This is a genomic window from uncultured Bacteroides sp., assembly GCF_910578895.1.
Classification (GTDB): domain Bacteria; phylum Bacteroidota; class Bacteroidia; order Bacteroidales; family Bacteroidaceae; genus Bacteroides.
On the sequence record NZ_CAJTSC010000007.1, the window covers coordinates 38,868 to 64,652 of the forward strand.

Here is a 25,785-nt window from a genome sequence, read left to right on the forward strand (position 1 = left end):
TCTTATTGTCACCAAGAGATTATCCGCTTCATAATTATTCCGAGATAACAACCCCTTCGGTAATACCGCTATCATTATAGGCATCTACCCGGTAATGGTACTTTACACCTTTGGTGAGAATGTGAAGCAGCAAATCCGTTGTTTCACAGTTCTTCACCTGAATACACTGATTCAGGAAATCGGGTTGATAACCGAAGCGGACCAGATAACCGTCTGCTCCGGATGCCTTGTTCCAGGTAAGCGAAGCATATCTTTCGTCTTCCCGGTTTCTTTGCACCGCCAGCTTTTTTACCACCCCCGGCTTTGCCGAATAGCCGAAACCGAACACACGCAAATCCAACAAGGCAAACTTGCCCTCTTTGGGCGTATGTACATTCTCTATCTTGATAAAAGAAGTCTCTGCCGGTTCGGAAAGTTCCACATATTCGTGCGGGACGGCTATCGTATTCTTCGACTTGTCGACAAGCATCTTCCAATCCCTGCCATTGTCGGATATATACAGTCTATAGGCATGATAATCCGTTTCCTTCGGAGCATCCGGATTGATATTTTGCTCGGCAAAGTTTATCTGGACGGCATTGACACGTACTCTCTTGCCCAAGTCCATCACAAAATATTCACCGGCATCGCCGCTCGTAGCCGACCACCAGGTCCTGACATTCTCGTCCGCTGCCTTTTCCGGTTCGAAGCCGGGCAGCGAGGAAGACGCCGTGCTCTTCTTGTTCTGCGACTGGAGCATCCAGCCAAAAGCGGAGATATCCTGCGGATCAAGTTTCTTCCGAGGAAGCTGTATCGGATAATCGCCCAACACGGTATGGGTTCTCATTCTTCCCTTTTCATCGAAAGAGACGGGAAAGAGCCCGATCCGCCGTTCGAACTCATCGTGGTTGCCCACCCACATGGATGTCACCTGCCACCAGTTCTCATACTTATCTTTAAACACACAGCTATGTCCGGCACCACCGATAAAGCCGCCCACTTTCAACGATACGGGATTATACGGCTGCTCCACGAAACCGCCGTTCACACTGTCACTCTCCAGCACCACATCACAATACCAGTTACAAATAGTGCCCGGAGTGGCATACTGAAGATAATATTTACTGCCATTCTTCACAATCCAAGCACCTTCGGGACACGGCACTTTAGAGAATTTCCCCTGCCAGGCGGAAGCATCAATCTCGTCATAGAGTTCCCTGCGTCCGAACTGATAGCCGGAATTGCATAGGCTGACATCCGTCACATACTCGCGCAGAACCCTCTTCGAACCCTCAATCTCTTTAAAAGTGACAGGATCCACCTCAAAGAAAGTTGTAGACTGGGTACCGCCCAACCCGTAATAGAAATAGAAACGACCGTTATCAATGAACAGGCACGGATCTGCCATGCGCCGCACCTCGCCACACTTCTCCCACTTCCCGTTTTCAGGATCAGCCGAACGGATTACATCCACCGTCTTCTTCGTACGGTCCCGGGTGAAGTTGACAAAATAGACATAATTGTCATCGGAAGCAACGGCAGGAGCCACGTAATGATCGGTATCAAGCGCGGAAGCATGTACTTCCGGATTGAAATATACGTTTTTCCAAGTAACCAAATCATCGGAGACACGATAGCCGCCCGTATCCATCGTAGTGAACAGATAGTACTTGCCCTTGAACAGAACAACGACAGGATCCGCTGCCGAACGTGCTTTCTTCTGTTTGGTCTGAAAGCATCCCCAACCGTAATCCAGGTTCATCGGGTTACAGAATGTAGTTTGTTTCTCCGCTATCTTGCTCTCCGAACAGGAATATAAAGTAAGCGAAGCGAACAATACAGATAATATATTTTTCATATAGATACGAATGATTTATTAGCTTATACCATCTGTTATTCAGGGTGCAACAAAAAATCCCTTTCCCTTAAAACGGGAAGTGTTTTTGGGTAAAGCCGGTCCTTCCCTGTATATATACAAGGAGAAGATATGCTTCGCTGCGCCCTGAATGACAGATAGTATATGATATAAACTGAATTTAAATACTTACAGTGATTAATAACCGGTACAAGGGTACCATATCCGTTACATCCGGTCTCCTTTACTTTTTCAACGCCTTGTCCACCTCCATATCTACGCCTGCCCAACCTTTTTTGCAAGTCCAGTCAGCAGCCGGAGCAGCCCAATAGTCGTCCGTCTCGGGCAAGCCGAGCGCCACGAATACGGCAGTGCACAGATACAGACTGCCGGTAGAAATATACGCTTCGCCGATATGGGGCTGATAACCGGCAAAACCGACCCGTAGCCAGCCTTCCGGATTGAATGTCCCGGGCGCATTTATCTGGCGATTGATAACGGCAGTCAAGGCACATCTCACCTGGGCGGGCGTCACCCTGTCCGGAAGCAATTTCCTGTATGCCACATCCGAAAGCGCATGGAAAGCACCAAAGCGATATGCCAACGAACGGCCCACTATCGGGAAAGTGCCTTCGGGAGAAATCAACCGCTCCTGCTGTTCGGCATAACGCGCATATCGGTCCAACTCCAATTCGTAAGGAATGGAACCTTCCAGCCCATGTTTCTTCATAACCGCCAACACCTCTACCATCATGGGGTGTATGACAAAGCTGTTGTAATAGTCCAGGTGGAAATCCGCACCGTCGCCATACCAGCCGTCGCCTTTATACCACTGGGCAAAACGGTTGCAAGCATACTCCACCCGTTCATATTCCCATTCGCCGGTGAACTCCTTCAATGCAGCCTCTACCATAGCGGCAAAAAACAGCCAGTTGGTTTCGGAAGGCTTGATTACCCGGGATGACTTCAACTCCTTGATGATTCTTTCTTGCGTCGTCCTGTCAAGCCTGTCCCACAATTGCGTACGCGCCCTTAACAGACCGTGAGCCAGAAATGCCGCATCCACCAACGGCTGGCGCCCCTTATTGAAGTTCAGGTAATCCGGAGATTCGGGGTCTACACCGTTGGCGATTGATTTTACAGCCAAATCAATGTATTCGGCACGCAACCTACCCTCCACCGTATTGTCAGGACCCAATTCCAACCAGGCGGAAATACCGGTAATCAGTCGTCCCAAAGCTTCAAGGTGCGTCACTTCCCTTCTTTTCTGCATATCGGCGGCTACGGACTCTACCGGCATATTCTTGCGCAGTTCACCCTTTGCCATGTTACTGAGCAACGGATAAGAAATGCGGTGAAGCGCGCTCAGCCATGCCGAACGGTCGTCATTCTCCGAAAATGCGGTAACGGCTTGTACCGCAGGACGGCCTTCCGACAAATTCTTATAGCGCACAAGCGCTTCCACGAAGTAATAATCGGCGTATGTAAGCGGCGCGTCTATCTCATATTGTTTCGCCATGAAACCCGTACAATGGCGTATGATGAAATGGTTATTGTCTCCCACCTTTTTTGCCCGGTATGCGGGAGACGCCAGCGACTTTATCTGCTGTTCGCCGATAGCAAGAAACTGTTCGCCCAGTTCGCCCGGCACATACGTGCTCAGTTCTACGAAAGCGGACGCCATAATGGCACCGGCGGAAGCATCCCTGTCGGCTTTAGGGATGTCGGGAGCATCGAAATCCCAGTAAGGTATCTTGTCCTTAGGCAGGCGCGGATGGTTCATGATGAACTTGCCCACCTTTATGGCATGGTCCAGGTACTCTTTTTTGCCGGTCTGGCGATACATCATGGTAAACCCGTACAGCCCCCATGCCTGTCCGCGCGACCAAGCCGACCGGTCGTTCACTCCCTGATGGGTGACCCGGTTCAGCACCTTGCCGGTGATGGTGTCGTAGCTGACTACATGATAGGAGCTGCCATCCGGACGGAAATGATTAATCATCGTGCGGTCCGCATGCGATTTCGCTTTTTTATAGTAAGAGTTATCTCCCGTCATGGAAGATGCCACCGTAAGCAGTTCCAGATTCATCATGTTGTCGATGATGACGGAGAACTGCCACTTCTTGCTGTTCCACGAACGGGTGCATCCCGTCACCGGATGAAAACGTGTAGACAAAGACTTGGCAGCCGTTTCCATCACCTCCCTGTATGCTTCGTTACGTGTCAGGCGATAACCGTTTCCGAAACTGCAATTGATGATAAAGCCCACATCGTGATTGCTGGTCGTATACTTCTGCTTCTCCACGCGCGATGTCATCTCTTCGGCAGCCGCCCTTACCTGCGGGTCGTTGCTGTATTCGTAGCAATACCACAAGGTTCCGGGATAGAAGCCGCTTGTCCACCACGGCGACTCGCAAGTAATCATTTCACCGTCTTTCGCCGTGCGGGGCAGTATGCCTGCCTTGTCTTTCATCTCACCGAACATGGACATCGACTGCCTGACAGAGAAGTTGAGCGCCTCATCCACCACTTTCTTCATGCCTTTGGATACTGCACACGCCGATGACGTGAAGCAAACCGACAGGACCAAACTGATAATTAAAGTTCTTTTCTTGTTTCTCATTACCTTCATTTTAAGGTTTGACTTTGTATGTAAATACTAATGGTTAATCATCTTATACTATTACTATTCCCTTACCCGATATTTATCAATTGTCAAAAAAATCAACGAGGTTATACACGTTGTAATTCACCTCTTGCATAAACTTCGCCAGGTAAGGATACATCTTATAATAATTATCGTACACCCCCTTGTTGGCAGGTTTTCCGCCATTGTCCGTGCCGTCATCATCCTGATACTTGAACCAGTGCCAGCCTACGCAGTTCTTGGCTTCCAGCAGACCGAGTGTGAAATGCTGGTAAGCGTATGCGCGGTCCGCCTGCCGGGGCACGGAGAAACCCGCGCCCGATCCGTTGTTCAAATCGGAGTCTTCCACGCCTTTGGTGTAGAACTCTGTCACAAGAAACGGCTTTCCTGCCCACGCGGCCCAATCTTTCACATACGTATCCAATTCAGGACTCCAACGGCTGTAGTAGTTGACAGACACGATGTCGCAATACTTGCCGCAGGCTTCCACCACGTTTTTCATGTATTTGGGCGTGCCGTGCAGGCGGGTTCCCAAATACATCATGCCGGGGTCGAACGCCTCAACCGCCTCTTTCACGCCCTTGTAGTAGATTTCCGCCAAACGGCCGGCAAACTCGGTGTTCAGTGCCGCCGTCACTTTAGCGGCGCCCTTCTCTTCCATAAAGGCATCGGCTGCCCGGCGGGCAATATCCTCTTTATCCGCGATTTTCAGAAACTGGTCCAAGATATTGCTGTTCTGCGTGGAGAAGTTAATCTCATTATCGGAGAAGAAACCCAACACATTGGCATCTCCCTTGTAAGGAGCCAACGCCTCTGCCACATACTCCGTGCAGAAGGTTGTCCACGCTTCTTCATTCAGCACCAAGCCCAACAGGTTTTCCGATTTACCCCCCGGATAGTCATATTTGCGTGCCGACTTGAATTTGCCAAGAAAGCCGAATGAAGGTGCAAGCGTCATCGGCGCATCGGGATGCGCCGCATTGTGTGCCTGTATCTTTGCATACGTGTCCGTGCAGAAAGCCCCCGTGCCATGAAAGCCGATAGATGCCAGTTCCGCTTGCGAAACGGCAAGCCAGTTCTCATCCGAACCGAAGCGTTCCAGCCATGCCGTGCGGTTGCGCACGGAACTGCCATAGCGCACGGAAGTGACGCCTCTTTCGTAGTGGGGATAGCCTTCGGGATCGACAATCCACCAACGTCCGTCAGCATCCTTGGTGACATGGAAACGTCCGGTTGCCTCAAATCTGGTTCCGGTGGTGAGGCTTCCGTACTTGTTGGTGATGGCTTTGTAACCGGCCTCCGTTGTTACTTGGGGTTCGTAATCCGCCATATATGCCACTACGCGCGTATTCGACTCTGTCCATCTGCTTACAGGTTTAAATTCAGTAGAATACTTCACCGTAATAGGGCGATAAGGCTTGCCCAGCAACGAAGGCGTATAAGCCTGCATCTTTCCCGGTTCGGGCAACCCTTCGATAATTTCGTTATATTTAGGATCCTCATTGAGGACTACATCGGGCGGCATGAAGTTGGGGTCTTTCACCTCGTAATCGGTACATGAGACAAGCGTTGCCCCACCCGCCAAAAGCGCTGCTATATAGAATGATTTCATTTTCATGGTTGTTCTTTCTTTAATAAAGTTCTACTTGGATACTTTGCGGATTAAACGTACATAACGAACCGGATTTTGAGTATATTTGGCAGCTGCCAATCCCGCACCCCATTGCCCGAAACGTACATAATACATATTAGCGGCATTCGAAGGATGTTCCGTGCTTGTCAAATAACTATCGCCGGTTTCACTCGGAGTTTTCGCATTCATAACATCCCCGCCGTGTGTTGTAAGAATCAGGTCCCATGCTGCACGCGCCTGTTTTTCCGCCTCTGTAATAGCTTCGGGCTTCACCGGAGCAGAAGCGGGACCACCGTTATATACCCTGAACACCTCTTCCATCTCCTGTCTTGCAGGAAAATACCAACCATCCGTACAATATTCAAGAACCGGGAAATTTCCCGTCGAGGCTTCTCTCATTTTCTGCGTATTGGCTTCTCCGTCATACTCGTCCGTCACACCGGTAAGTCCGGCAGGTTTAGGCTCTACCCAGTTCATAGGACCATAACGCTTAAGCGATAGAATTTTGGCTTCATTGCCTTCCGTCCAAAATACGATACCGCCTTCGGCAAGTTGCGTGCCACCATCCTTATCAACGTACTCTCCAATCGTGAATGCCGATGCCGCCGGCATTTTTTCCTGAGTGACAACTACTTCGACCGCAGCCTGATTTTCTTCCGAACCGGCGGTGAATGTTACGGTAACAGACCGTTCCTTACCACCGGTATTGGCTGTAAGTGCGATAAAAGTCACTTTATCGCCATTCTGCTCATGCTTGAGCCAAGCCACGTCTTCGCCTGCAACGGTATACGTATATGAATCTTTATTGGTAGTTACAGTTACTTCTTTAGCAGACCCTTCCTCACTTGCCAAACTTACTTCCGTTGGGGTTACGTTCAGCGTAGCCGGTTCTTCAGGAAACTTATACTTGCCTACCAGCTTCATGGCACGGGCAAAACGGGTAGTACCGGTCTTTGCTCCCCAATCCAAACCATACTTGCCGAAACGTACATAACGGGCCTTGTCTCCGGCATCGTTTTCCGTACTTGCCCAATAACTCTCTCCATTGCCACTGGCAGCAGCATTTATTACCGCTCCGCCGAGGTCGGTCAATTTCTTATCAAATACGGCACGGGCTGTCTTCTCCGAATCACTGATGGCATCAGGGGTGGCATTGGTAAACCCGGCGTCCGCCGGACCTGCTCCATTATATGCCTTGAACAATTCGAGCAATTCATTCTGCGCGGGCAGATACCAGCCTTCTCCCAGGCTTGTACAGAAAGTAACGGCATCGTCCGCGCCTGCATCGGTATATTTAGCCGTATTCTCCACGCCGTTCACAGTGGAAAACGCTTCATGCAACTTCACCGATGCCTCAAACGCTTTTCCACCCTGACGTTGCAAGGAGACAGCCTTGCCCACTTCGGGGTTTTCAGGGTCTACCCAAAAGACCATGCCCAAACCGTCTTCCGTCAGGTCTCCTACTTTGAGCAACCTGATTTCCGATTCGTCCAACTCGCGTTGAGTCACAATGATTTCCTCGGTCCATTCGCCCGAAACCAGTTTTACCGCAGCCGTACGCGGTTCGCCCGTTTCGTTGGCTTTCGTCACCGTGTAGATTACTCTGCGTCTGTTTACATCGACCGCAAGCCAGTCGGCACTATATTCGGCGATTATATCGGCTACCGTTGTGTTGATAACCACAGTTGCCGAAGAACCCACGTTCTTATATAATGTTATTTCCGTTTCACTATTATTGAACTCCGGCATAATCCTCACCTCGTTATACTCTTTGCAAGAGACGAAAACCAGGCACAGAAGGAGTGAAACCCATGCAAATCTTTTCATACGATAGTTTCTTTTCTTAGATTTATAAATAAAAACAGGCCACAAATTATTTCCACGGATCGCTTTGAGGGAAGACATCGGCTCCCATCAAGTCTACCTGATTTTGCGGAATAGGCCACGTCTCATGCTTGCCGTCCACAAAATTCCGGCGACATTCGGCATAATCCTTGTCCAGGTAAGGGTCTTCCGATTTCAAGTCGCCGCCATGCAGGCGGACGCGTTCGCCCAAGATGCCCAAACGCTTCAGCAACGACCAACGCACACCTTCGAAATGAAGTTCTCGGGCATATTCGTCCAAAAGCATATCAAGCGTCAGCGGACCGTATTCGTAATCATTGCCGGCACGCTCCCACGTCTTATTGTAGTATTCCACGGCTTTGGCACTGTTACCGCCGTCGCGATGATAGTAAGCCTCGGCACACATCAGACAGGTCTCCGCCAAACGATATACAATCAAGTCGCGGAAGCTGGTAGTACGGTCGGGCTGGTCGGCATTGGTCCATTGGTCGAAATGCTTCTTGGACATCGGATGAAGCTTCTCCATATAACCGGCAGATGTGCCATACAGGTCTTTCGGTATCTCCTGTCCGAACTTTGCGGACTTCGGGTCGTTATAACGGAATGTATGGATGAAAAGATCCGTGTAACGGTTATCCTTTACTTGGTCATAAAGGCTGAACAGGTAGGTATTGGGATATACGCGTCCCCAACCGTATCCGCCGCTCTTAGCCTCGAAAGTGCAATCGGCATTGGACTGGTAGCGGGTGGTCGTGATAATTGCCGCACGGTGTCCCGTCAACGGCGTGCCGCTGCCGCCACCTCCCAGGTTCATCGAAAACTGATACGCCCACAACACTTCCTTCGAGCGGAAATCCGGACCATTGAATACATCGGCGGTTTTATGCTCCATTGCGTATGTACCATCTTCAAAGATATCCTCACACTCTTTGATAGCCTTATCGTAATCCTTATCCCACATGGCTACCTGCGCACGCACATGCTTGGCAGTGGCTTTGGTGACACGGCCCTGGTCGCCGTCCTGCGCTTTCCAGTCGAGCATTCCGATGGCGGTGTCCAGGTCCTTACGGATCAATGCGAAGACATCCTCTTTGCTTGCCGGAGTAAAATCGCGCTCCAGATTGCCTACCGTAGTAGGTTCGGTATTCAGGTAAAGGCGTTCAAAGCGCTTCCACAATTCGAAATAGGCGCGTCCGCGAAAGAATTTCGCCTCACCGTAGGCACGGCGCGTCAAGGGGTCCGGGTCTTCCACTCCCAATGCTTCCGCTCCCGCTATCACCTCGTTCGCCTTACCGATGATGAAGTAGTGCTGTTGCCAGAACTCCTCCACATCACTGTTGTTCGGCATAAAATTCTCAAGTTTGGCAATGGCGGTACTGGTCCCTGCACGGAATGCCATCAGGTCGGTGCTGTAATCGCACATGGTTACCACATACAGATTGCCGTTGCCATTGTTGTCGGCCCCTTTGGCTATCTCCCTGTCCAGCGCATACAAGCCTATCGCCGCACGGTTCAACCCGTCCGGGGAATTAATCAGATAATCGACTGTTATGTTCGTTTTGGATTCCGGATTCAGAAAATCCTCGCAAGAAGACAATAACATGGTGGATGATATTGCCAAAGCTGCCATATATATTATTCTTTTCATATTCTATACATAGTTATTAGAATGAGACATTGATGCCAAACACGTACTGCCTTGATTCAGGATAAGCCCCCGGGGTGAGTTCGGGACTATAAGACTTAAAGTCCGTAAACGTCAGCAGGTTGGTTGCCGTGGCATAAACCCGCAGGCGCGACAAGGAAAGCTGTTTAATCCACTTTGCCGGAAAGCTATATCCCAACTGCAAGGTACGCAAACGGATGTAAGAAGCATCCTGGATTGCCAATGCGCCGTGGTAAGGCACATTCGTATTATGGCTGGGACGCGGAAATTCGTCCGACGGATTGAACGGTGTCCAATAGTTTACTTTGATACCGTTCAGCTTGCCTTGTAAAGAACCGCCGCTGTTTGACTCGTTCAGGTAAGCGTTCTGAATCTTACGTCCGGACACTCCGTACCAATCCATGTAAAAATCAATACCTTTCCACTTAAGGGATGTATTCAAGGATAGTGTGAAGTCGGGGTCTTTGGAAATGGGAACACGGTCGTCCGCATTAATCTTGCCGTCACCGTTGATATCCTTAATCTTCACGGAACCGGGTTGTACATTGTCATCCCGCAAAAGTGCCTTGTCCGCAATGCCGTCGCCGTCCGTATCGATGGTCGGTTTCAGGACGTACTCCAGTTCATTGTAAGGATTGCGCCTGATGTCAAAATCCTCATACTGGTAAATGCCGTCCGGCACATAATTATAGTACACATTGATAGGTTCGCCTACAAACCAACGGTTTCCGGGTTGGCTCAACGGTGTGCCGTTCTCATCCACCTGGTCGTCAATCTTCACGATTTCATTGGCGTAACGGCTGAAATTGGCACCCAGGCTCCAAGTCAGTCCCTTTGTACGGATAACATCCCCACTGATAGTAATATCCACCCCGTGGGATTTCGTTTCGCCCAGGTTGTCAAGTATGTTCTCATAGCCCAATACCGAGTTTATCTCGCGTCTGACAAGCAAGTCGGTGGTTCTTGTCGCATAATATTCGACCGTTCCCGACAAACGGTTCTTGAAGAATGCAAAGTCGACTCCCACATTGGTGGTGCGGGATTGCTCCCATTTCAAGCCGGGATTGGAAAGCTCTTTTCCGGGCAGGTAACCCATGTACATATTATCGCCGAACTCATAGCGGTATTCATTTGCCAAGCCAAGAGTGGTATAGTTGCCGATGCCGTTCTGATTGCCCACAATGCCGTAACTCAGGCGCAATTTCAAATTGTCGACCCAAGACACGTTGCGAAGAAACTCCTCCTGGTTTACGCGCCATGCCAAAGCGACAGAAGGGAATGTGCCCCATTTATTATTCTTACCGAAACGGCTCGAACCGTCGCGCCTGACGGCTACGTTCATAATATACCTGTCCATAAGCGTATAGGAAGCACGCCCCATGAACGAAACCAGGTTATTCTCGGAGAATGTCCGGACCGGCTTTCCGCTGAACTCGCCATTGGCGATAAAATCCCAACCCATGTCCACAGGCAATGAAGCGGTGGAATATCCCAATCCTTTGGATTGAGTATGATCCACAGACTGTACGGCAGTCAAAGCTAATTTATGCTTTTTATCCCTGAAGGGAACGTCATACGTGAATATGTTCTCTATCAGATAGCTTCTTTTCTCGTTATTCGTCAGCTTCGCGGTGGCTCCTCCACCGGGATAATCCGTCTTTTTGGCTTCCCCGTCTTCCTGTTGCCTGTTGTAGAAGGATGTGTTCAAACGGTAATTAAATCCTTTAAAAGGTTTCAGTTCCAGAAACAGATTGACACGATAACTGTTGTTACTTATCTCGTGGCTGTAATTCTGTGCCCGGTAAAGGGGGTTGACGTCATTGGCGGAATTAATGTACTTGGCATAAGTTCCGTCCTCTTCATATACCTTAGCCAACGGCGTACGCGTGATGAACTCGGTAAAATTACCGTCCTCACGTTCGCTCTTCGTCAAGGCATAAGAAGTGTTCACACCGAAACCGACCCATTTATTGACCTTGTAATCTACATTCAGCCGGAAAGCCGCCTTCCGATAACCGGAACCGGTAGTCACCATGCCGTCCTGATTGAAATAATTAAGCCCTGCAGATACGCGAAGCTTGTCGTTTCCGCCGCGTACGGTCACATCATGGTTTTGGTAAAGCGCATTTTTCAGCATCAGGTCTTCCCAATCGACAAATCTCCCGCTTGCCCATACTTCCGCCATCACATCATCGCCCAACGCTTCCGATATAGGCATTTCACGGGCATCTATAATGCCTTTGTCGTTTGCCATTGCCTCGCGCCGCAACATCAGGTATTCTTCGGGAGAATAAAAATCGAAGTTGCGCCACAAAGACTGGACACCTACATATCCGTTGTAGTTTACTTCCATCTTGCCTTGGGCGCCGCGTTTGGTAGTCACCAAAATAACCCCGTCGCTGGCACGCGCGCCATAAATTGCCTGAGAAGCGGCATCCTTCAGGATTTCAATAGACTCGATGCTTTCAGCACTCAGCGTACTGAACTCCTCACCGTCCGATACGGAACCGTCGATGACATACAAAGGAGTGTTCTGCGCACTAATGGAGCGGTTGCCGCGAATTGTAATGTTCGGTGCAGATCCCGGTCTTCCGGAAGCACTCGTCACATTGACCCCCGCCACCCGTCCGCGAAGCATGTCTCCCACATTGCCTGCCGGGAAACTCTTCATCTCATCCGTCTTGACGGAAGCCACGGAAGTTGCCACATCGCTCTTTCGTTGGTAACCATAGCCTACCACTACCACCTCATCCAATAATTTGGAGTCTTCAGACATTGTCACATCGATAACCTTCCGGCTGCCCACTTTCTGCTCTTGGTCGGCATAACCTATGTAAGAGAATACAAGCACTGCGTGAGAAGGGGCGCTAATCGAATATTTACCGTCCATATCGGTAATCACACCTGTTGTGCTACCTTTTACACGGACATTCACACCAATCAGCGAACCTTGCGCATCAGACACTACCCCTGTCACTTGTACATTTTGCGCATGCATGCCCATCATGATTAATAAGAACATGACCGGCACAATTAGTTTTAGACGATTGTTTTTCATTTATACATTAAGATTAAATTTACAACAAGACAAAAGTCACGAAAAAGACAAAGCTGCCATAAAAGGATTGTACGAAAAGAAAGCACTATCATACACCCCCCGGTTCATGCTACCAAACCAGCAGTTGCGGACCATTCCCGCCCTCTTTCGTATGGAAAGAGCAGGTTCTTCCGTTATCGGCATCATCGCCCAACTGCCTGGCTTCTCTTACCAATACAAAAGTTATCTCCCGTTCCCGGCAGTTGCGGAGCAATCCGGTAACATCCAGTTGATGATAACCCGGCGTCCGGTTCACCGCAATCTCACCCGCCACGTGCGCGGTATTCCCCACATCCGTTACACGTACCTGCTTCCTTTCCAGATTGGGAGCATTTGTCCAGTTTACAGTATGCTCGTCCCAATCATTATTATCCAAAGCATAGACATGGAAACGATAAGGAGCTTCGGCAGCAGAGTTGCCGTATATCCGGAACAGGGCGGCATTTATTTTCCGCCTGTCCACTCCGGACAAATCGAACTTGACATAACTCACTTGGTTGCCATTTATCCGGGAAGCATTCATCTCCACGCCCATCCGTTCAGCCTTACCGAAATTCCTCTTATCATTCGTGCCGGGTTTTACCGTGGCATCATCTGTCGCAACTAACGTATCCAACGCATTCATACGTATGGGAACGGTAAGAAGCATCACACTTTGGGCAGGAAGTTCAAAAGAGAGCCGCCCGCTCTCCGGAATCTCTTCCGACCAAACCACCTCACCATAAGCGTTCGCACTTACCTCTTCGGCAATCACTCTGGTACCGGCGGGAAGCCCTAACGACTTCATGTCCAAAGTCAGGTTATTTGAAAAGTGTTTGCGCTGCACAAGCCATATATAATACCTCATTTCTTCCGGATTAAAGCATGTAAGGGCATCCACATCATTATCTGCAACGGACTTCACCGTATTCAACAAAGGACGTTCGTCCTTGAATCCTTTCGCAAAAAGGCGGACCACCTCGCCGGTGCGCTGAATGCCGCTTACATCGTAAGAAGAAGGGATATCCTGTACGGACTCCGCATCAAACAATTTGATTTCCCGGACCTTTATACTTCCTTTGTCGGCGGATACGAAGCGGACTTTAGAGGTGGCGACAGGTGCGTCAAACAAGAAGAACGACTGGGCATAACGCGCATTCTTTTCCACCGTCTCCTTTATATCCGTCCAGACGGCACCATCCCAATACTGCAACTTGAACTCCTTCACACGGTCGGGAGAAGTATAAACTCCATACGAAGAACCCGTATAGACAACCGCTCCACCCAACACATGGTTTCTGCCCAAATCTATTTCCAGACATTTCTCCGCATCTGTGTCCGGAGAGACCCACATAGAAGCATCGGTCTTGTCTCCGTCCGTTATTGTTCTTACAGCCTGCGTGCGGGAAGCGGTCAGGTCGGTTGTCCGCTTGCCCAATGCCACATTATCATAAGCATCCTCCACAATCCGCTTGCCCTGCCAAATAAAATGATGCCCGGACTTGATGCCGCGCGGATAGGTGCCGCTCGTAGTATTGGCAAACTTGAAAGCCCACATGCCATAACCCTGATTGAGCGTATTGTTGGTATATTCACCCGCCCATTCCGTAAATAAAGAGGGAGAGTCCATCGTTTCCTCTTTGTCTATCAGGTAAGCATTCATCCAACGTCCGGTTTCCGTATAGACTATCGGCAACGGTTGCTTCAACGGATGATTTTCCACGATAATTTTCCGGATGTCCGAAACCTTGGACGCATAGCCCGCAGCCGGCAGATTATACGAATGGGTGGAAAATATATCCAGCAAGTCCCTGCCCGAAGGCAAACCGCGATAGTCCGTACGCAGGTTCCTCACAACTTCCGCCCACCAATTGGCATTCGAACCCGCCGTGACGGGACTTACAAAACGCGACTTCAAGCACTTTCCATACAACCTGTTCACATCCTGCACGGCACAACAGACGGCATCCGAAACAATTTTCATGGCATCCACATACTGCGTTATCTTCATGGGACCGGCATGGCGATGGTTAGGCTCATTGTGCATGGCATACATGGTTACGTCTCCGGTTTTGGCAGCATAAAAGGCAAGCGCGTAAAAGCGTTGCCACTGCTTCCACTTATTGCTCCACGTGCCGTCAAAATCCGTGGAGTTTATCTGAATGACAGGCTCTATGTTGAGACGCTTCAGCTCCTTCAACACATATTCAAAAACCATTGAATTGGTGGAGAACTGCACTTTACGGCAATTCTCCCAAACAGTTTTCCAACGGATAAAGCGATTATGTTCGGGATTGTTTCTCAATTCAGCCTTGCATGCCTCAAAATCATCCAAGGCGGATAATCCTTCATCATGCAGCACCGCCGACTGAGGAACATAGTCGTTCAAGGAAGTCCAGACACGCAGACTGTTCACATTGGAATATTCAAGCCAGCCGGAGATATTGCTTCCCGGCAAATAATATCCCTGATTGTAAGCCACGTATTTCATCGACTTCCCGATAACATCTTTGGTTATCGTCACCTGTATCTCCGTATCAAGAGGTTGCCGAACGGTTTCCGGAACCCCGTTTATTGCCACAGGCACCGGCATATCCTTCTTCTCCTTGCCATATACTTCCACCTCATTAATGCGTACCGGTTCGCCGTCCGTGGATACCACGCGGATTTGAAAAGTCTGCAATGCAGGGCGAAAGGTAAATTCGAGCCTGTCCTGCCTGTTTTCCGTACGCTCCGTATCCGGCAGGTCGGTCCAATTGGCATCATCCCAGTACTGTATCTTAAAGTTCTTCATCGACCAGAATCCCGGCGCTTTCCCTTTTTCCGGTTCTGTCTGTTCGTTTTCCGGAATACCGGTATAAATAACAATCCGGCTGATATCATAATATCGTTCCAGGTTAATATCCAGAAGATGAGGCGGGCGGGCATTTCCGGCACTCATCCAGGTTGATTTACGGGAAACAGTTCCGTCCGTCACGTTCGATGCCGGAAACTTGTCCTGTTGCGACGATGCCGTCGCCGGCTTGCGTAACGCCACATTCACATCATCCGCCTGCAAACCCGAAAACGGCATTGCAAGCACTCCGCATAGTAAAAACAGTTGCTTCTTTAAACTCATAAGTTATTTCTTTTATGGATTAATTTCCTTCTTGAGAGTAGCAAGCCGCGCAGGCGGCTCCGGTTCAGGATTAGAAGATAAAATGCGTTTCATAGTCTTATTCGGATTTCAAATGCCTCTGCAAAAGTGTCCGTTTATCCTATGAAGGCATATAACAATCGTTCTTTTATGCAACAAAGTTGTACGCAACGCCTGCAAACAGAACGAGAATGGGACTGCACCGGAATGAAGCAGTGAAAGGGGGGCGGCTCCCGTCAACCTACATACACGCACGGCTTTTTGTCCCACCCCGTTGGGAAAGTGTTCCCAGCTTGTTGGGAATGTTTTCCCAACGAAGAGGGAATGCGTTCCCAGCAAGCTGGGAATAAAGTTCCACCAAGCAGAAAACGACTGGCACTCGTATGTTGCTGATAATAAACGTTTGAAGGGAATGTTTCGCCAACCTGTTCTTATCCGTTTGTTCTTCACCGGTCCGTTTCCGTTTGTCCGTTTCCGCCTGGCTGTTTGCGCGGTCTTTCCGGTCGTGTTCCCCGGTGCGGCTGCCGGATTTTAACTCCTGTCACGAAACTTCCTTCCAACTCCCTTCAACTCCTGTAAATGAAAAAGCAGTGTGCTTACACAGCGAATAATGTACCTTAAATGAAAGTCCCGTCCCTTTATTTCGTATCTTTGCCGCATTGAATGACAGTTGACAAACAATCATAACTTATAACTCGGAACTCAAATGACCATCATCTACCCCTCTCCCATCTTCGGTCCTGTCCGTTCCCGCCGCTTGGGAGTATCTTTGGGAATTAACCTGCTGCCGGCAGACGGCAAGGTATGTTCTTTCGACTGCATCTATTGTGAGTGCGGGTTCAATTCCGACCACCGCCCCAAGAAGCCGCTTCCTACGCGTGAAGAGGTGCGCATCGCGCTGGAAGCCCGTTTGCAGGATATGCAAGCGAATGGTCCCGTGCCCGATGTGCTGACATTTGCGGGAAACGGAGAGCCTACCGCACATCCGCACTTTCCCGAAATCATAGAAGATACGCTCGCTTTGCGCGACAACTATTTTCCTGCCGCCAAGGTAAGCGTACTAAGCAATTCCACCTTCCTTCACCGGCGCGCCGTGTTCGAAGCATTGGGCAAGGTGGATAATAACATTTTGAAGCTGGATACGGTGGATGAAGCGTATATCCGTACGCTGGACCGCCCTGCCGGCACGTACTCCGTAGCTGCCATTATCGAAAGCATGAAAGCTTTCAAAGGCAATTGCATCATTCAGACCATATTCCTGAAAGGTGATTATCAAGGCAAGGATGTGGACAACACTACCGATGCCTTTGTGTTGCCGTGGCTGGAAGCGGTCAAGGAGATTTCTCCCCGCCAAGTCATGATTTACACGATTGACCGCGAAACGCCCTGCCGCGAGTTGCAAAAGGCCGCTCCCGAGGAGTTGGACCGCATTGCGGCGTTGGTAAGGGAAGCAGGGATAGAAGTGAGCGTTTCTTATTGAGAGTGAACCGAGGGGGTTTCGAAACACTCTCTTTCAAATGCGGGTACTTATAAAGAGCGTGGGGGCAAAACCCTGACAGCCGTATTGTCCTGTCAGGGTTTTGCCCCCATGCTCTTCAGTTTGTTTCTTATTCCTCGCCTTTATCCGCCTTCGCCTCTTCAACGATTTCGTCAGGAACTTTCTCGCAACGCACATACTTGTTCACATCGCTTTCGTTGTCCTTGGCGGTCCATACCATCGAACCGCTTTCCAACAGGTCGGTCACGATATATTGGTTGTTCCATTCGCCGTTGCCGAAGTCGTACAATCCGCTGATGACATAGCCCAGATAAGGGTCGTTCTTAATCTTGAAACTTCCGGTGATGTAGCGGGCATACATGCTGTCGAACTTCTGGTACATTTCGAAAGTCTGTTCCTTGCGGTTGAAAGTCACATAGCAGTATGTACCTTCTGCCAGAGGAGCTCCGTTCCACTCGGCAAGTTCCCACGTTCCGTGCAGGTTGGCGGGAGTCACTTCCAATGTCCGGATTACCGGTTCGTCATCCTCGCAGGATGTAAGGCAGAACAGGAAGGCAAACAGCGCCATTAGTTTGAAAATATTCTTCATATCGAATTTCTTGTTTTTATCGTTACTTAATACAGTTTACTTTTACATTCAGTGTCCGGTCCGACGGACGCGCATCCACTCCTTCGATGATGACCGGGAAGGTGAACGATTGTCCCATCCCGGCAGGAATTTGTGAGGCGTCTACCGTTACCACGATATCGGCTTCGCTACCCGGCTGTATGACCTCCGGTTCCGTACGGAAAGTTGCGAACTTCGGAAGAAGAGGTGCCGACAGGCGCAACGGTTTGTCGCCGCTGTTTCCGCATAAAATCCGTTCGGAAGGCTGCTGTCCGGCAGCCACTTCTTGAAACTCCATCCGGTTCTGTTTCAGTCTCAACTTTCCCATCGCATGCGGATAGCGTGCCCATTCGTCCGCTCCGGGAATGACGTTTCCTGTCAGCGTCAGGCGTGCCACGGGATGTTTTTCCGAAGAAGAGAGATAAACGAAGGCGTTCGCGTCTATCGTTCCGGGATGATTTTTCGGATGATAGGTCAGCGTGACGGTCCGCGTTTCGCCCGGCAGTATTTCTCCGGTACGGACATCTGCCACCGCACAACCGCAAGTGGTCCTTACACGGGTCAGGATGATTGTTTTCTTGCCTACGTTGGTGCCTGTAAAACGGTACGTCCGCGGGGCGTCATCCTCGGTCAGGGTTCCGACATCCAGTACGGTCTTGTCGAAACGCAACGTCGGTTCCGCCTGCTTTGCCAACGGCGGATTTACCGGCGAACCGGCTTCCCGCTGCGAACGGGAACGGACATCCTGGGCGTTGACAGCCCGGGATTGTCCTATTCCCGCACAGAATATCAGTAACTGTATCCAAGTAATCGGTTTCATTAATCAGTTAAATTACATCCATCCGTTGTCGTTGGCATTCTTACGAACGGTGACAACGATGGTCTGTTCGCTTCCGTTGCTTGGCTTCACCGTGATGCGGGCGGTTCCGGTTGCTACTCCGGTCACTTTCATCACCGTACCTTCCACCTTCACTTGGGCGATGCTCTCGTCGGACGACGTGCAAGCGTATGACAGCCCCTCACCTGCCGCAAAGTATACGGCAAGGTTGATGTCCGATGTGCCGCCTTCGGCTACATACACGTTGGGCACTTTCATATCCGTACCGTTGCCGGCTATCTTATCCAGCAACAGGGCGGCGTTTGCCAGTCCCGTTCCCATTTTGCCGATGTATCTGCTCAGTTCCAACTGGGCAGGCGTTGCGCCCGGCGAAGTATGGTTGCGGTAGTAGGTCTTCTTCCGGTTGGGGTAGAAGCCGTCCACCGGTTTTACGGAACTTTTCATCAGTTCGATAAATTCCGCTGCCTTGAAGTGGCGGCGCAGTTTCACGGCATACGACAGACCCAAAGCGGCAACTCCCGACACGTGCGGGCATGCCATAGACGTACCGTCCATATAGCCGTACATCGCAACACCGTCCTTCATCACGGTAGAGAGGATAGAACCCGGATTTTCGATAGGTTCGCTTCCGTCCCAATATTCCACCGTGTTTTCACCAGTCTTTGCATAATATTCCATATCACCGCCCGGAGCACAGATGTCCGTTTCCACACCGAAATTGGTATAAGATGCCGGCGTGAAGTCGGCAGCCGTGGAGCTGACGGTGACGCATTTGGAGTATGCACCCGGATAAGCGGGAATGCCTGCATATTCGTTGCCGGCCGCAAAGACGGCAATACCGCCTTCAATCACTCCGTTGGGCGATCCGGCGTTGTGTATGAAGTAGTCGAGCGCTTCCTTCTCCAGCGGATAGAGCTCTTCCCATTCCTTTTGCGTGGAAGGACCGGGCGTGAACCCTTCTACCATATTGGCATCGCCCGAGTTGTAGCCCCAGCTACATTGCAGGATTACCGCACCGTTGTCTGCCGCATACTTGATGGCTTTGGCTTCGGCATCGAGCGTAACGCCCATCTGGCCGGCGAATACCTGGCAGCACATGATTTTCACACCGCTGTCCGGCTGTCCGTTGCCACCGGCAATGCCGCATACACCCAGTCCGTTTCCGTTCATGGCGGCAATCGTACCTGCCACGTGCGTACCGTGTCCGGTGTCTTGAGCCGATGTCCATGTGATGACACCCGTATTCTCCACGAAGTTATATCCATGCCTGTCACCTTTGTATCCGTTGCCGTCGTTATCTTCGCCGGAACCGAACTCTTCCTTTTCGTTCACCCAGATGTTGGCTTCCAGGTCGGGATGCGTCAGCATGATTCCCTCATCCAACACGGCTACAATGATGGAAGGGTCGCCTGTACACTTTTCCCATGCTTCGTAGCAACCTACGTCACATCCTGCCACCGATCCGGTTCCTTTGTTGAGGTCGGCCCCGTTATTTTGGAAGGTAGGATAAGCTCCCGTATTGTTATAGTGCCACTGTTGCACCAATCCCGGGTCCGAGAAGACTCCGGTTGCACTGCTGCGCGTAGCGGCATGGGCGTTCAATGCCGATTCGTTGACGTATATCCTGCGTGTTTGGGTGCTGTATGCGCGCTTGATGCGGCTGTTTCCCTGCACTTTGGATATCTCGCCCAACCGGCTGATGCGCCGGGCGGCTTCTTTCAGGTCTGTATTTTCGCTGAATTTCACCAAATACCACAGATGCAGCCCGGCAGCGCGCGTGCGTGCTTCATTTGCCGCATCCATAGGGAAGATACGTTCGAAATGGTATCCGCCCAAGATGTCCAGCACTTCGTCCGTAGAGGGGATGCCCGAACGGGTGGCAACGCCGCCGTTGCTTGCGGCGCGCGTCATCACACGGTCCAGAATGTCCGTCATTTCCGGCTTGAATTTGATGATTAATTCGCCTGCAGCGATGTCATCGGGCAATTGCACTTCCGTGTTTTCGCCCGGAACCGGCTGCTGCTCCGCAAACTCACGGTCGGAGCATGCGGTCAGCGCCCATCCCAACAGGGCTATATATAAGAATTTGTTTCTCATTTCTTCTTAATCTGATTATTCTAATTAATGATTACTCTCCATCTGCCGATGAATTGTTCGCTACATAGCGGCGATAGTACAACGGATAGGCAACACCCTGATCCAGGTCGTGTCCCCAATCCTTATCACCGTAATAGTAGGTGAAGTCGAAGTTTTCCGAATCTACATTATTGAATCCTACCGCATTTCCGGCTGTATTCATACCGCCTTCCTGTTGCAACAGAATGCTTATCTCCGGACCCCATCCTGCAAAGTACGGATGGAACAGTATCCAGTTGGGCAGTTTGCCGGTAAGGAAGTTCAGGTTAATTGCAAAATAGCGTACTCTCGGCAATACACGCAATATTTGTTGTCCGTGTACTTCTTCTTCGGTCTCTTCCACTACACTCTTGAATATAACTGGCTTGTCGTCGGTCAACAGCCATCTGCATGTATCCCCTACCAGCTTGTCAAGATACTCCGACTTATCGTTGGAGAAGTCCGACTCGTCATAATGCGTTCTTATTCCCTTGCCATCCATATATGCTTCCAGCTCTTCATCCGTAGGCAGTTCGCCTTCGATGAAGTTGTAGGCAAGCGACAACTCGCGCAGTTCCTCCCACATCAGCAGTTCCATGAAAGCTTCTCTTTGTTCCGCCTGCTTTTTGATGTTGACAAACAGACCAATCGGATTACCGTTGTATTTATCTCCATCGGTCACCTGTGTCAGGTCCTTAAACGAGTCCGTACGGCGCATACCGTTCAAGGCAAGCGAAGTCAGGTTCGGGAAATTGTCTTTGTTAACACCGTTTTGATAACCGGCTTCCTTTGTTCCTTTGGTGATATCCGTCAATTTGGCAAAGTTGGTAGCAGCCAGACCCAGTGTTTCCAATCCTCTGTAGCTTGTATCAACGGCACCGCCTAACTTATGGAAGTTATCCGGCAGCTTGTTGATACCGTATGAATACAGTACCAGATGTTTCAGATACTTCAGCTCGCATATTTCCTCGCCCAGACCGATGATACGGATTTGCGAGTTGGCGTTGCTGCGGATAGAGAACGATTCCAGGTATTTCAGGTAACGTATCTCTTTGGGCAGTACCTCGCCCTCTTTCATATCAATCATGATAAAACTTACCGAGCGTACGCGGCCTATGGCTTCCGGACCAGGCAAATCCTCGTCCGTCTCTTCCCACAGTGTCAGGTTTTCCCAGTTCTGCATGTTTTCGCTGGTATTGAAGTTAATCATGCTTTGCACCTTCTCGTTGATGGTGATTACAGCGAGCGAGTCGCCGGCACGGTTGTCTTCAATCTTCAGGGCAGGTTTCTGCGTAACGGTCAGCACCACGCGGTTGCCTTCCAGCTCATTGCCTTCATCATCTACCAGTTTATCCTTTTCCGGATCTTTCGGAACCAGGTAGATTTTTGCCACGCGGGTGAAAGGCGCCGTGTTCATTTCCCAGCGCACCTGTGCCTTCGCTGTACGCGGGCGGGCTTTTCTGTCCAAATCCACATCCAGATTGATTGACCTGATATTTGCCAACCAGCCCTCGCGTTCGGATTCGTATTCCACCTTTTCCTCTTCGGTCATTGTCTCCGCATCGGCAAAAGAATATTCGATGTGGTCGACATCCAATTTGCATGCCACGTTGGTGGATACCACGAGGTCGAAAACACGTTTGTTGTAGCTATCCGAACTTGCTATCTCCACATTGGGTTCGTTCAGCAAAATCTGCTTTCCGAATCCGAACTGGGTGATAGTGATAAGTTTCTGTTCCGCATTGTCCGAAGAGAAACGTATCTGTGCCGTACGCGCCGTATTCTCCAGTGTAGAGTCAATGGCAAGTTGGCAGTCGGCAGCTCCCAATCCGTTGGCGGGCGATACGGTAATCCAAGCTTTGGATGCACTTGCCACCCAACTGATGTTCGACAGCACGGAGATTTTCTCCACTCCTCCTTCCGGACCGATTGCGATTTCCTCCTTGTCCGTAAGCAAGCCGCCGGCAACTCCCGCATTGTCGTCATCTTTGCACGAGGTGATGCACCCCGCGCAAAGAGCCAGTACTACTATGACTTTATTTAAGTATTTCATTAATAGAACTTTTAAGTAATTTATTGTTTAAGAATGTCGCAACCGCGTATATCCTGTGTCTTGTCATACACCAGCATGTACATGCCTGCCTGGATGTAGGGACACAAGTGGGTTACGTCAAGGGAAATATTCGGATTGTCTTTTATCTCCAATATCCACATGCGCGGGTTGATTTTTTCTTCAACCTTACGGATGTCGTTCGCCCCGATTTGCAGCTGAAGCAGGCTCGGACACGAACTGATGCCTTCGGGCCATTCGCGCAAGATGCGGTTACCTTTATCATCCCGTTGGTGACGGATGCCGAAAGCCCTCAACTGGCTGCTGTTCAGCGGCTCCGTGGGGAACTTCGAGAAGCGGTTATAGCTTACATCCATGTTGGCAAGATAGGGTAGGGTAGTTGCCCTGAAATCATCGGACAATGACCTCAACTGGTTGAAACGCAAGTCTATCGACGTCAGCAAGTAGGTATTCTTGAAGTTTCCGTTCTTGTCCTTCAGCGAATTTTCCGGTATCGTCTCCAGCAAGTTATTGCTCAGGTTGATGGTAGATATCGGAGAACCGGTTCTGAACAGTTCGGTAGGGAACTTGGATATACGGTTGTATGCCAGCGAGATTGTAGAGGCATTGATGCCCTTGAACGCGTCGGCGTCTTTTACATTCTTTCCTCCGTCCGAACCAATCAGGTTGTTAGAGAAGTCGACAGATCCCATAACCTGCACAGAAGACGCGTCGAAGATGTTGGGGATGTATTTCAACCGGTTGTTCGAGAAGTTGAGTGTCTCCACATCGCTGGTAAACCCGCAAAATTCATCGGGTATCTCCTCAATCAGATTGTTCGACAGGATAAGCTGCACCAGCTTTACCTCTTTGCCGAAATGATGCACCGTATGTATCTTGTTGCTGTAGCAATCCAGCATACCCATTTTCTTCATTTCTTTGAGATCATTGTGCTCGGGAAACTCTTCCAGGTTGTTGTAGCTCAAATAGAGTATCTGAAGTTTCTTTCCCGAATTGCCCCGGGCAAGCTTTGTCCAGCCTTCTCTGAGTTTATCGCCGGAGATACCGGTGTTGGAAGCTAAATTCAGCAACTGCAGTTCGGGCAACTTAAACAAGAAGTCGGGCACCCGATCCAGTTCAGGACAGTTGTACACTTCGATGTCGGTCAGCTCCTTCATGTTTTCCCATTTCAGGTCCTCATCCTTGTACTTTTGGGCATATTCCGAATTTTCATCCGCCCAATTTTCGCAGATATCATCCGCCTTTATCGGCGAGTTGCCGATGTAGAACAGCTGCAACTTCTTCAAGCGCATTACCGCCTTTGATATACCGGTGATTTCGTTGCTCAGCTTACCGGCAATCTGCTCGTTGTAGGTTTCCCGGCTGACGCGTTTGCTCTTCACGATAGGCTTCTCTGCCGGGTTGGTGTTGATGCTATGCTGTATCATTTCCGACAGGCTTTCGCGCGGGTCGTAGTTCAGGAATGTTTCGCTATAGTCCATGCGCAGCTTTTTCTGCTGTGCGCCGCTCATATCCGGATTCCAGTCTTCGAACAGTTTCCTGCCGAGTTTTTCGCTGTGCGAACCCAATGCCAGCATTTTCAGTTCAGTCAGCTGTCCGATAGCATCCGGCAATACGCCACGGGCACCGAATCCTTCCAAAGAAAGCCCTACTACACGTCCTTCCTTATTCAGCGTCACGCCCGGCTGGTCGCCCCACATGTCCATCTCCTTATTGAAGTTCCAGTTGGCACCTGCCACCTCACCGATGCCGTAGTAGCTCCAGTTCGGTCCGTCCATAGCTTCCCAAATTGCTTTCAAGGCGATGTAGTCCTTGATGTACTCTTTGGTAGCAGAGAGCTGGATGGGCACGTTGGCATGCTCGGTCAGCTTGTTGTCCTCGATGGCAAACTCTTCGCCGGAGACGCTGCCGTTGCTTTCCAGGGTGGTGACTACCGCACCGCTTTTGCGGTAAACGGTGTAGCCGGTCACGCGGTAGCTTCCCGTAGGCAACCACACGGCAGAGTCGCACGTGGCTACTCCTACATCCATGTACTTGTCGTTGGCATTGTCCGGATTCTGATGCTCTTCGTACTCTTCCTTATAGGTCACCTTCAGTTTCTTGAAAGTGGTGGTGTTCTGGGTAAAGGTGTTCCTCACCGTGATGTCAACCAGGTTGATGTCGCTGAACAGGTACGAGCCGTCGGCTGCCGCGCGTGTGGTGATGTCGGGAAGCCCGGTTTTGGCAAGCTTGAAGGTCACGGTTCCGCGGCTTTGCACGTCTACGGTGAGGTCTTTCACAGTGAGTCCGCGTGAAATCACGGTGAATACTTCCTCGGAAGCAACGGACACACTGGTAATCACTTGGTCGAGCTTGTCCAGCAGTTTGTAGCCCACTACTCTATAGTCGCCCACCAGCAGTTGCAGTTTGTCACTGCGCATGCCATACTCTGCGTTCGATTCGTTATAGGCATTCAGCAGCAATGTCTGTGTGATGCTGGTACCGTTATATTGCATTTCCACTTCTACCTTCTGCGCCTCGCCCAGTTTGTCCAGGCTTGCACGAGTCGTTCCTTTTGCCTCTTGCTCTTGCTGGTAGGATGCCGCCTTGTAGATTTTGAACTGCACATAGCCGTATTGGCTGTCCTGCAACTCATCCTTATCATCGGAACATCCACCCAACACCATGCCGAAGAGCATGGTGAAGAGGGGTAGAAGAAATAGTTTCCAGGTTATGGTTCTTTTTAAGTTCATTTATATTTTCTATGTTTCAATATTGACAGTATTAGTAAATACAGATAATCAATTCATATTGTCTGTCATTCAGAGGAATTTAACTCA

At 50.2% G+C, this 25,785-nt stretch carries 14 protein-coding genes; 2 read left to right on the forward strand and 12 right to left on the reverse strand.

The window, feature by feature from the left end; translation table 11 throughout:
- Positions 1–34: 34 nt before the first annotated feature.
- The 7 genes from QZ327_RS03240 to QZ327_RS03270 all read right to left on the reverse strand — a co-directional run bounded on the left by QZ327_RS03240 (position 35) and on the right by QZ327_RS03270 (position 15,819).
- A complete protein-coding gene (locus QZ327_RS03240) occupies positions 35–1,837 on the reverse strand; it encodes a family 43 glycosylhydrolase (protein ID WP_294617070.1) in 1,803 nt (600 codons plus the stop codon).
- Between the two features lie 241 nt (positions 1,838–2,078).
- A complete protein-coding gene (locus QZ327_RS03245) occupies positions 2,079–4,466 on the reverse strand; it encodes a DUF2264 domain-containing protein (protein WP_294617072.1) in 2,388 nt (795 codons plus the stop codon).
- Between the two features lie 76 nt (positions 4,467–4,542).
- Positions 4,543–6,099, reverse strand: a complete 1,557-nt coding sequence (locus tag QZ327_RS03250; protein WP_294617073.1) for a hypothetical protein — start codon at positions 6,097–6,099, stop codon at positions 4,543–4,545.
- Positions 6,100–6,123: 24 nt separating this feature from the next.
- Positions 6,124–7,941, reverse strand: a complete 1,818-nt coding sequence (locus QZ327_RS03255; protein ID WP_294617075.1) for a BACON domain-containing protein — start codon at positions 7,939–7,941, stop codon at positions 6,124–6,126.
- Between the two features lie 46 nt (positions 7,942–7,987).
- Complete coding sequence (locus tag QZ327_RS03260) at positions 7,988–9,607, reverse strand: RagB/SusD family nutrient uptake outer membrane protein (protein ID WP_294617077.1); 1,620 nt, start codon at positions 9,605–9,607, stop codon at positions 7,988–7,990.
- Positions 9,608–9,623: 16 nt separating this feature from the next.
- Positions 9,624–12,683 (reverse strand): TonB-dependent receptor, encoded by a 3,060-nt coding sequence (locus QZ327_RS03265; RefSeq protein ID WP_294617079.1) that lies wholly within the window; start codon positions 12,681–12,683, stop codon positions 9,624–9,626.
- A gap of 109 nt (positions 12,684–12,792) precedes the next feature.
- Entirely contained in the window at positions 12,793–15,819 is a 3,027-nt protein-coding gene (locus QZ327_RS03270; protein ID WP_294617080.1) for a DNRLRE domain-containing protein, read from the reverse strand.
- A gap of 421 nt (positions 15,820–16,240) precedes the next feature.
- Here QZ327_RS03270 and QZ327_RS03275 point away from each other — a divergent pair, with 421 nt between their 5' ends.
- Positions 16,241–16,372 (forward strand): hypothetical protein, encoded by a 132-nt coding sequence (locus QZ327_RS03275; protein WP_294617081.1) that lies wholly within the window; start codon positions 16,241–16,243, stop codon positions 16,370–16,372.
- A gap of 171 nt (positions 16,373–16,543) precedes the next feature.
- On the forward strand, positions 16,544–17,317 hold the full coding sequence (locus QZ327_RS03280) for a radical SAM protein (protein WP_294617083.1): 774 nt from the start codon (positions 16,544–16,546) through the stop codon (positions 17,315–17,317).
- A 127-nt stretch (positions 17,318–17,444) separates the two neighbouring features.
- On the opposite strand, the gene QZ327_RS03285 is transcribed toward QZ327_RS03280, so the two are convergent.
- The 5 genes from QZ327_RS03285 to QZ327_RS03305 are packed head-to-tail and all read right to left on the reverse strand — an operon-like array spanning position 17,445 to position 25,698.
- Entirely contained in the window at positions 17,445–17,924 is a 480-nt protein-coding gene (locus QZ327_RS03285) for a lipocalin family protein (protein WP_294617085.1), read from the reverse strand.
- A gap of 22 nt (positions 17,925–17,946) precedes the next feature.
- A complete protein-coding gene (locus tag QZ327_RS03290; RefSeq protein WP_294617086.1) occupies positions 17,947–18,762 on the reverse strand; it encodes a DUF1573 domain-containing protein in 816 nt (271 codons plus the stop codon).
- A gap of 12 nt (positions 18,763–18,774) precedes the next feature.
- On the reverse strand, positions 18,775–20,877 hold the full coding sequence (locus QZ327_RS03295; RefSeq protein ID WP_294617088.1) for a subtilase family N-terminal domain-containing protein: 2,103 nt from the start codon (positions 20,875–20,877) through the stop codon (positions 18,775–18,777).
- A 31-nt stretch (positions 20,878–20,908) separates the two neighbouring features.
- Positions 20,909–22,948, reverse strand: coding sequence for a BACON domain-containing protein (locus QZ327_RS03300; protein WP_294617090.1), 2,040 nt, complete (start codon positions 22,946–22,948; stop codon positions 20,909–20,911).
- 20 nt (positions 22,949–22,968) lie between these two features.
- Positions 22,969–25,698 carry a DUF4458 domain-containing protein gene (locus QZ327_RS03305; protein ID WP_294617092.1) on the reverse strand — a complete coding sequence of 910 codons (2,730 nt, stop codon included), beginning with the start codon at positions 25,696–25,698 and terminating at the stop codon, positions 22,969–22,971.
- Positions 25,699–25,785: the final 87 nt, after the last annotated feature.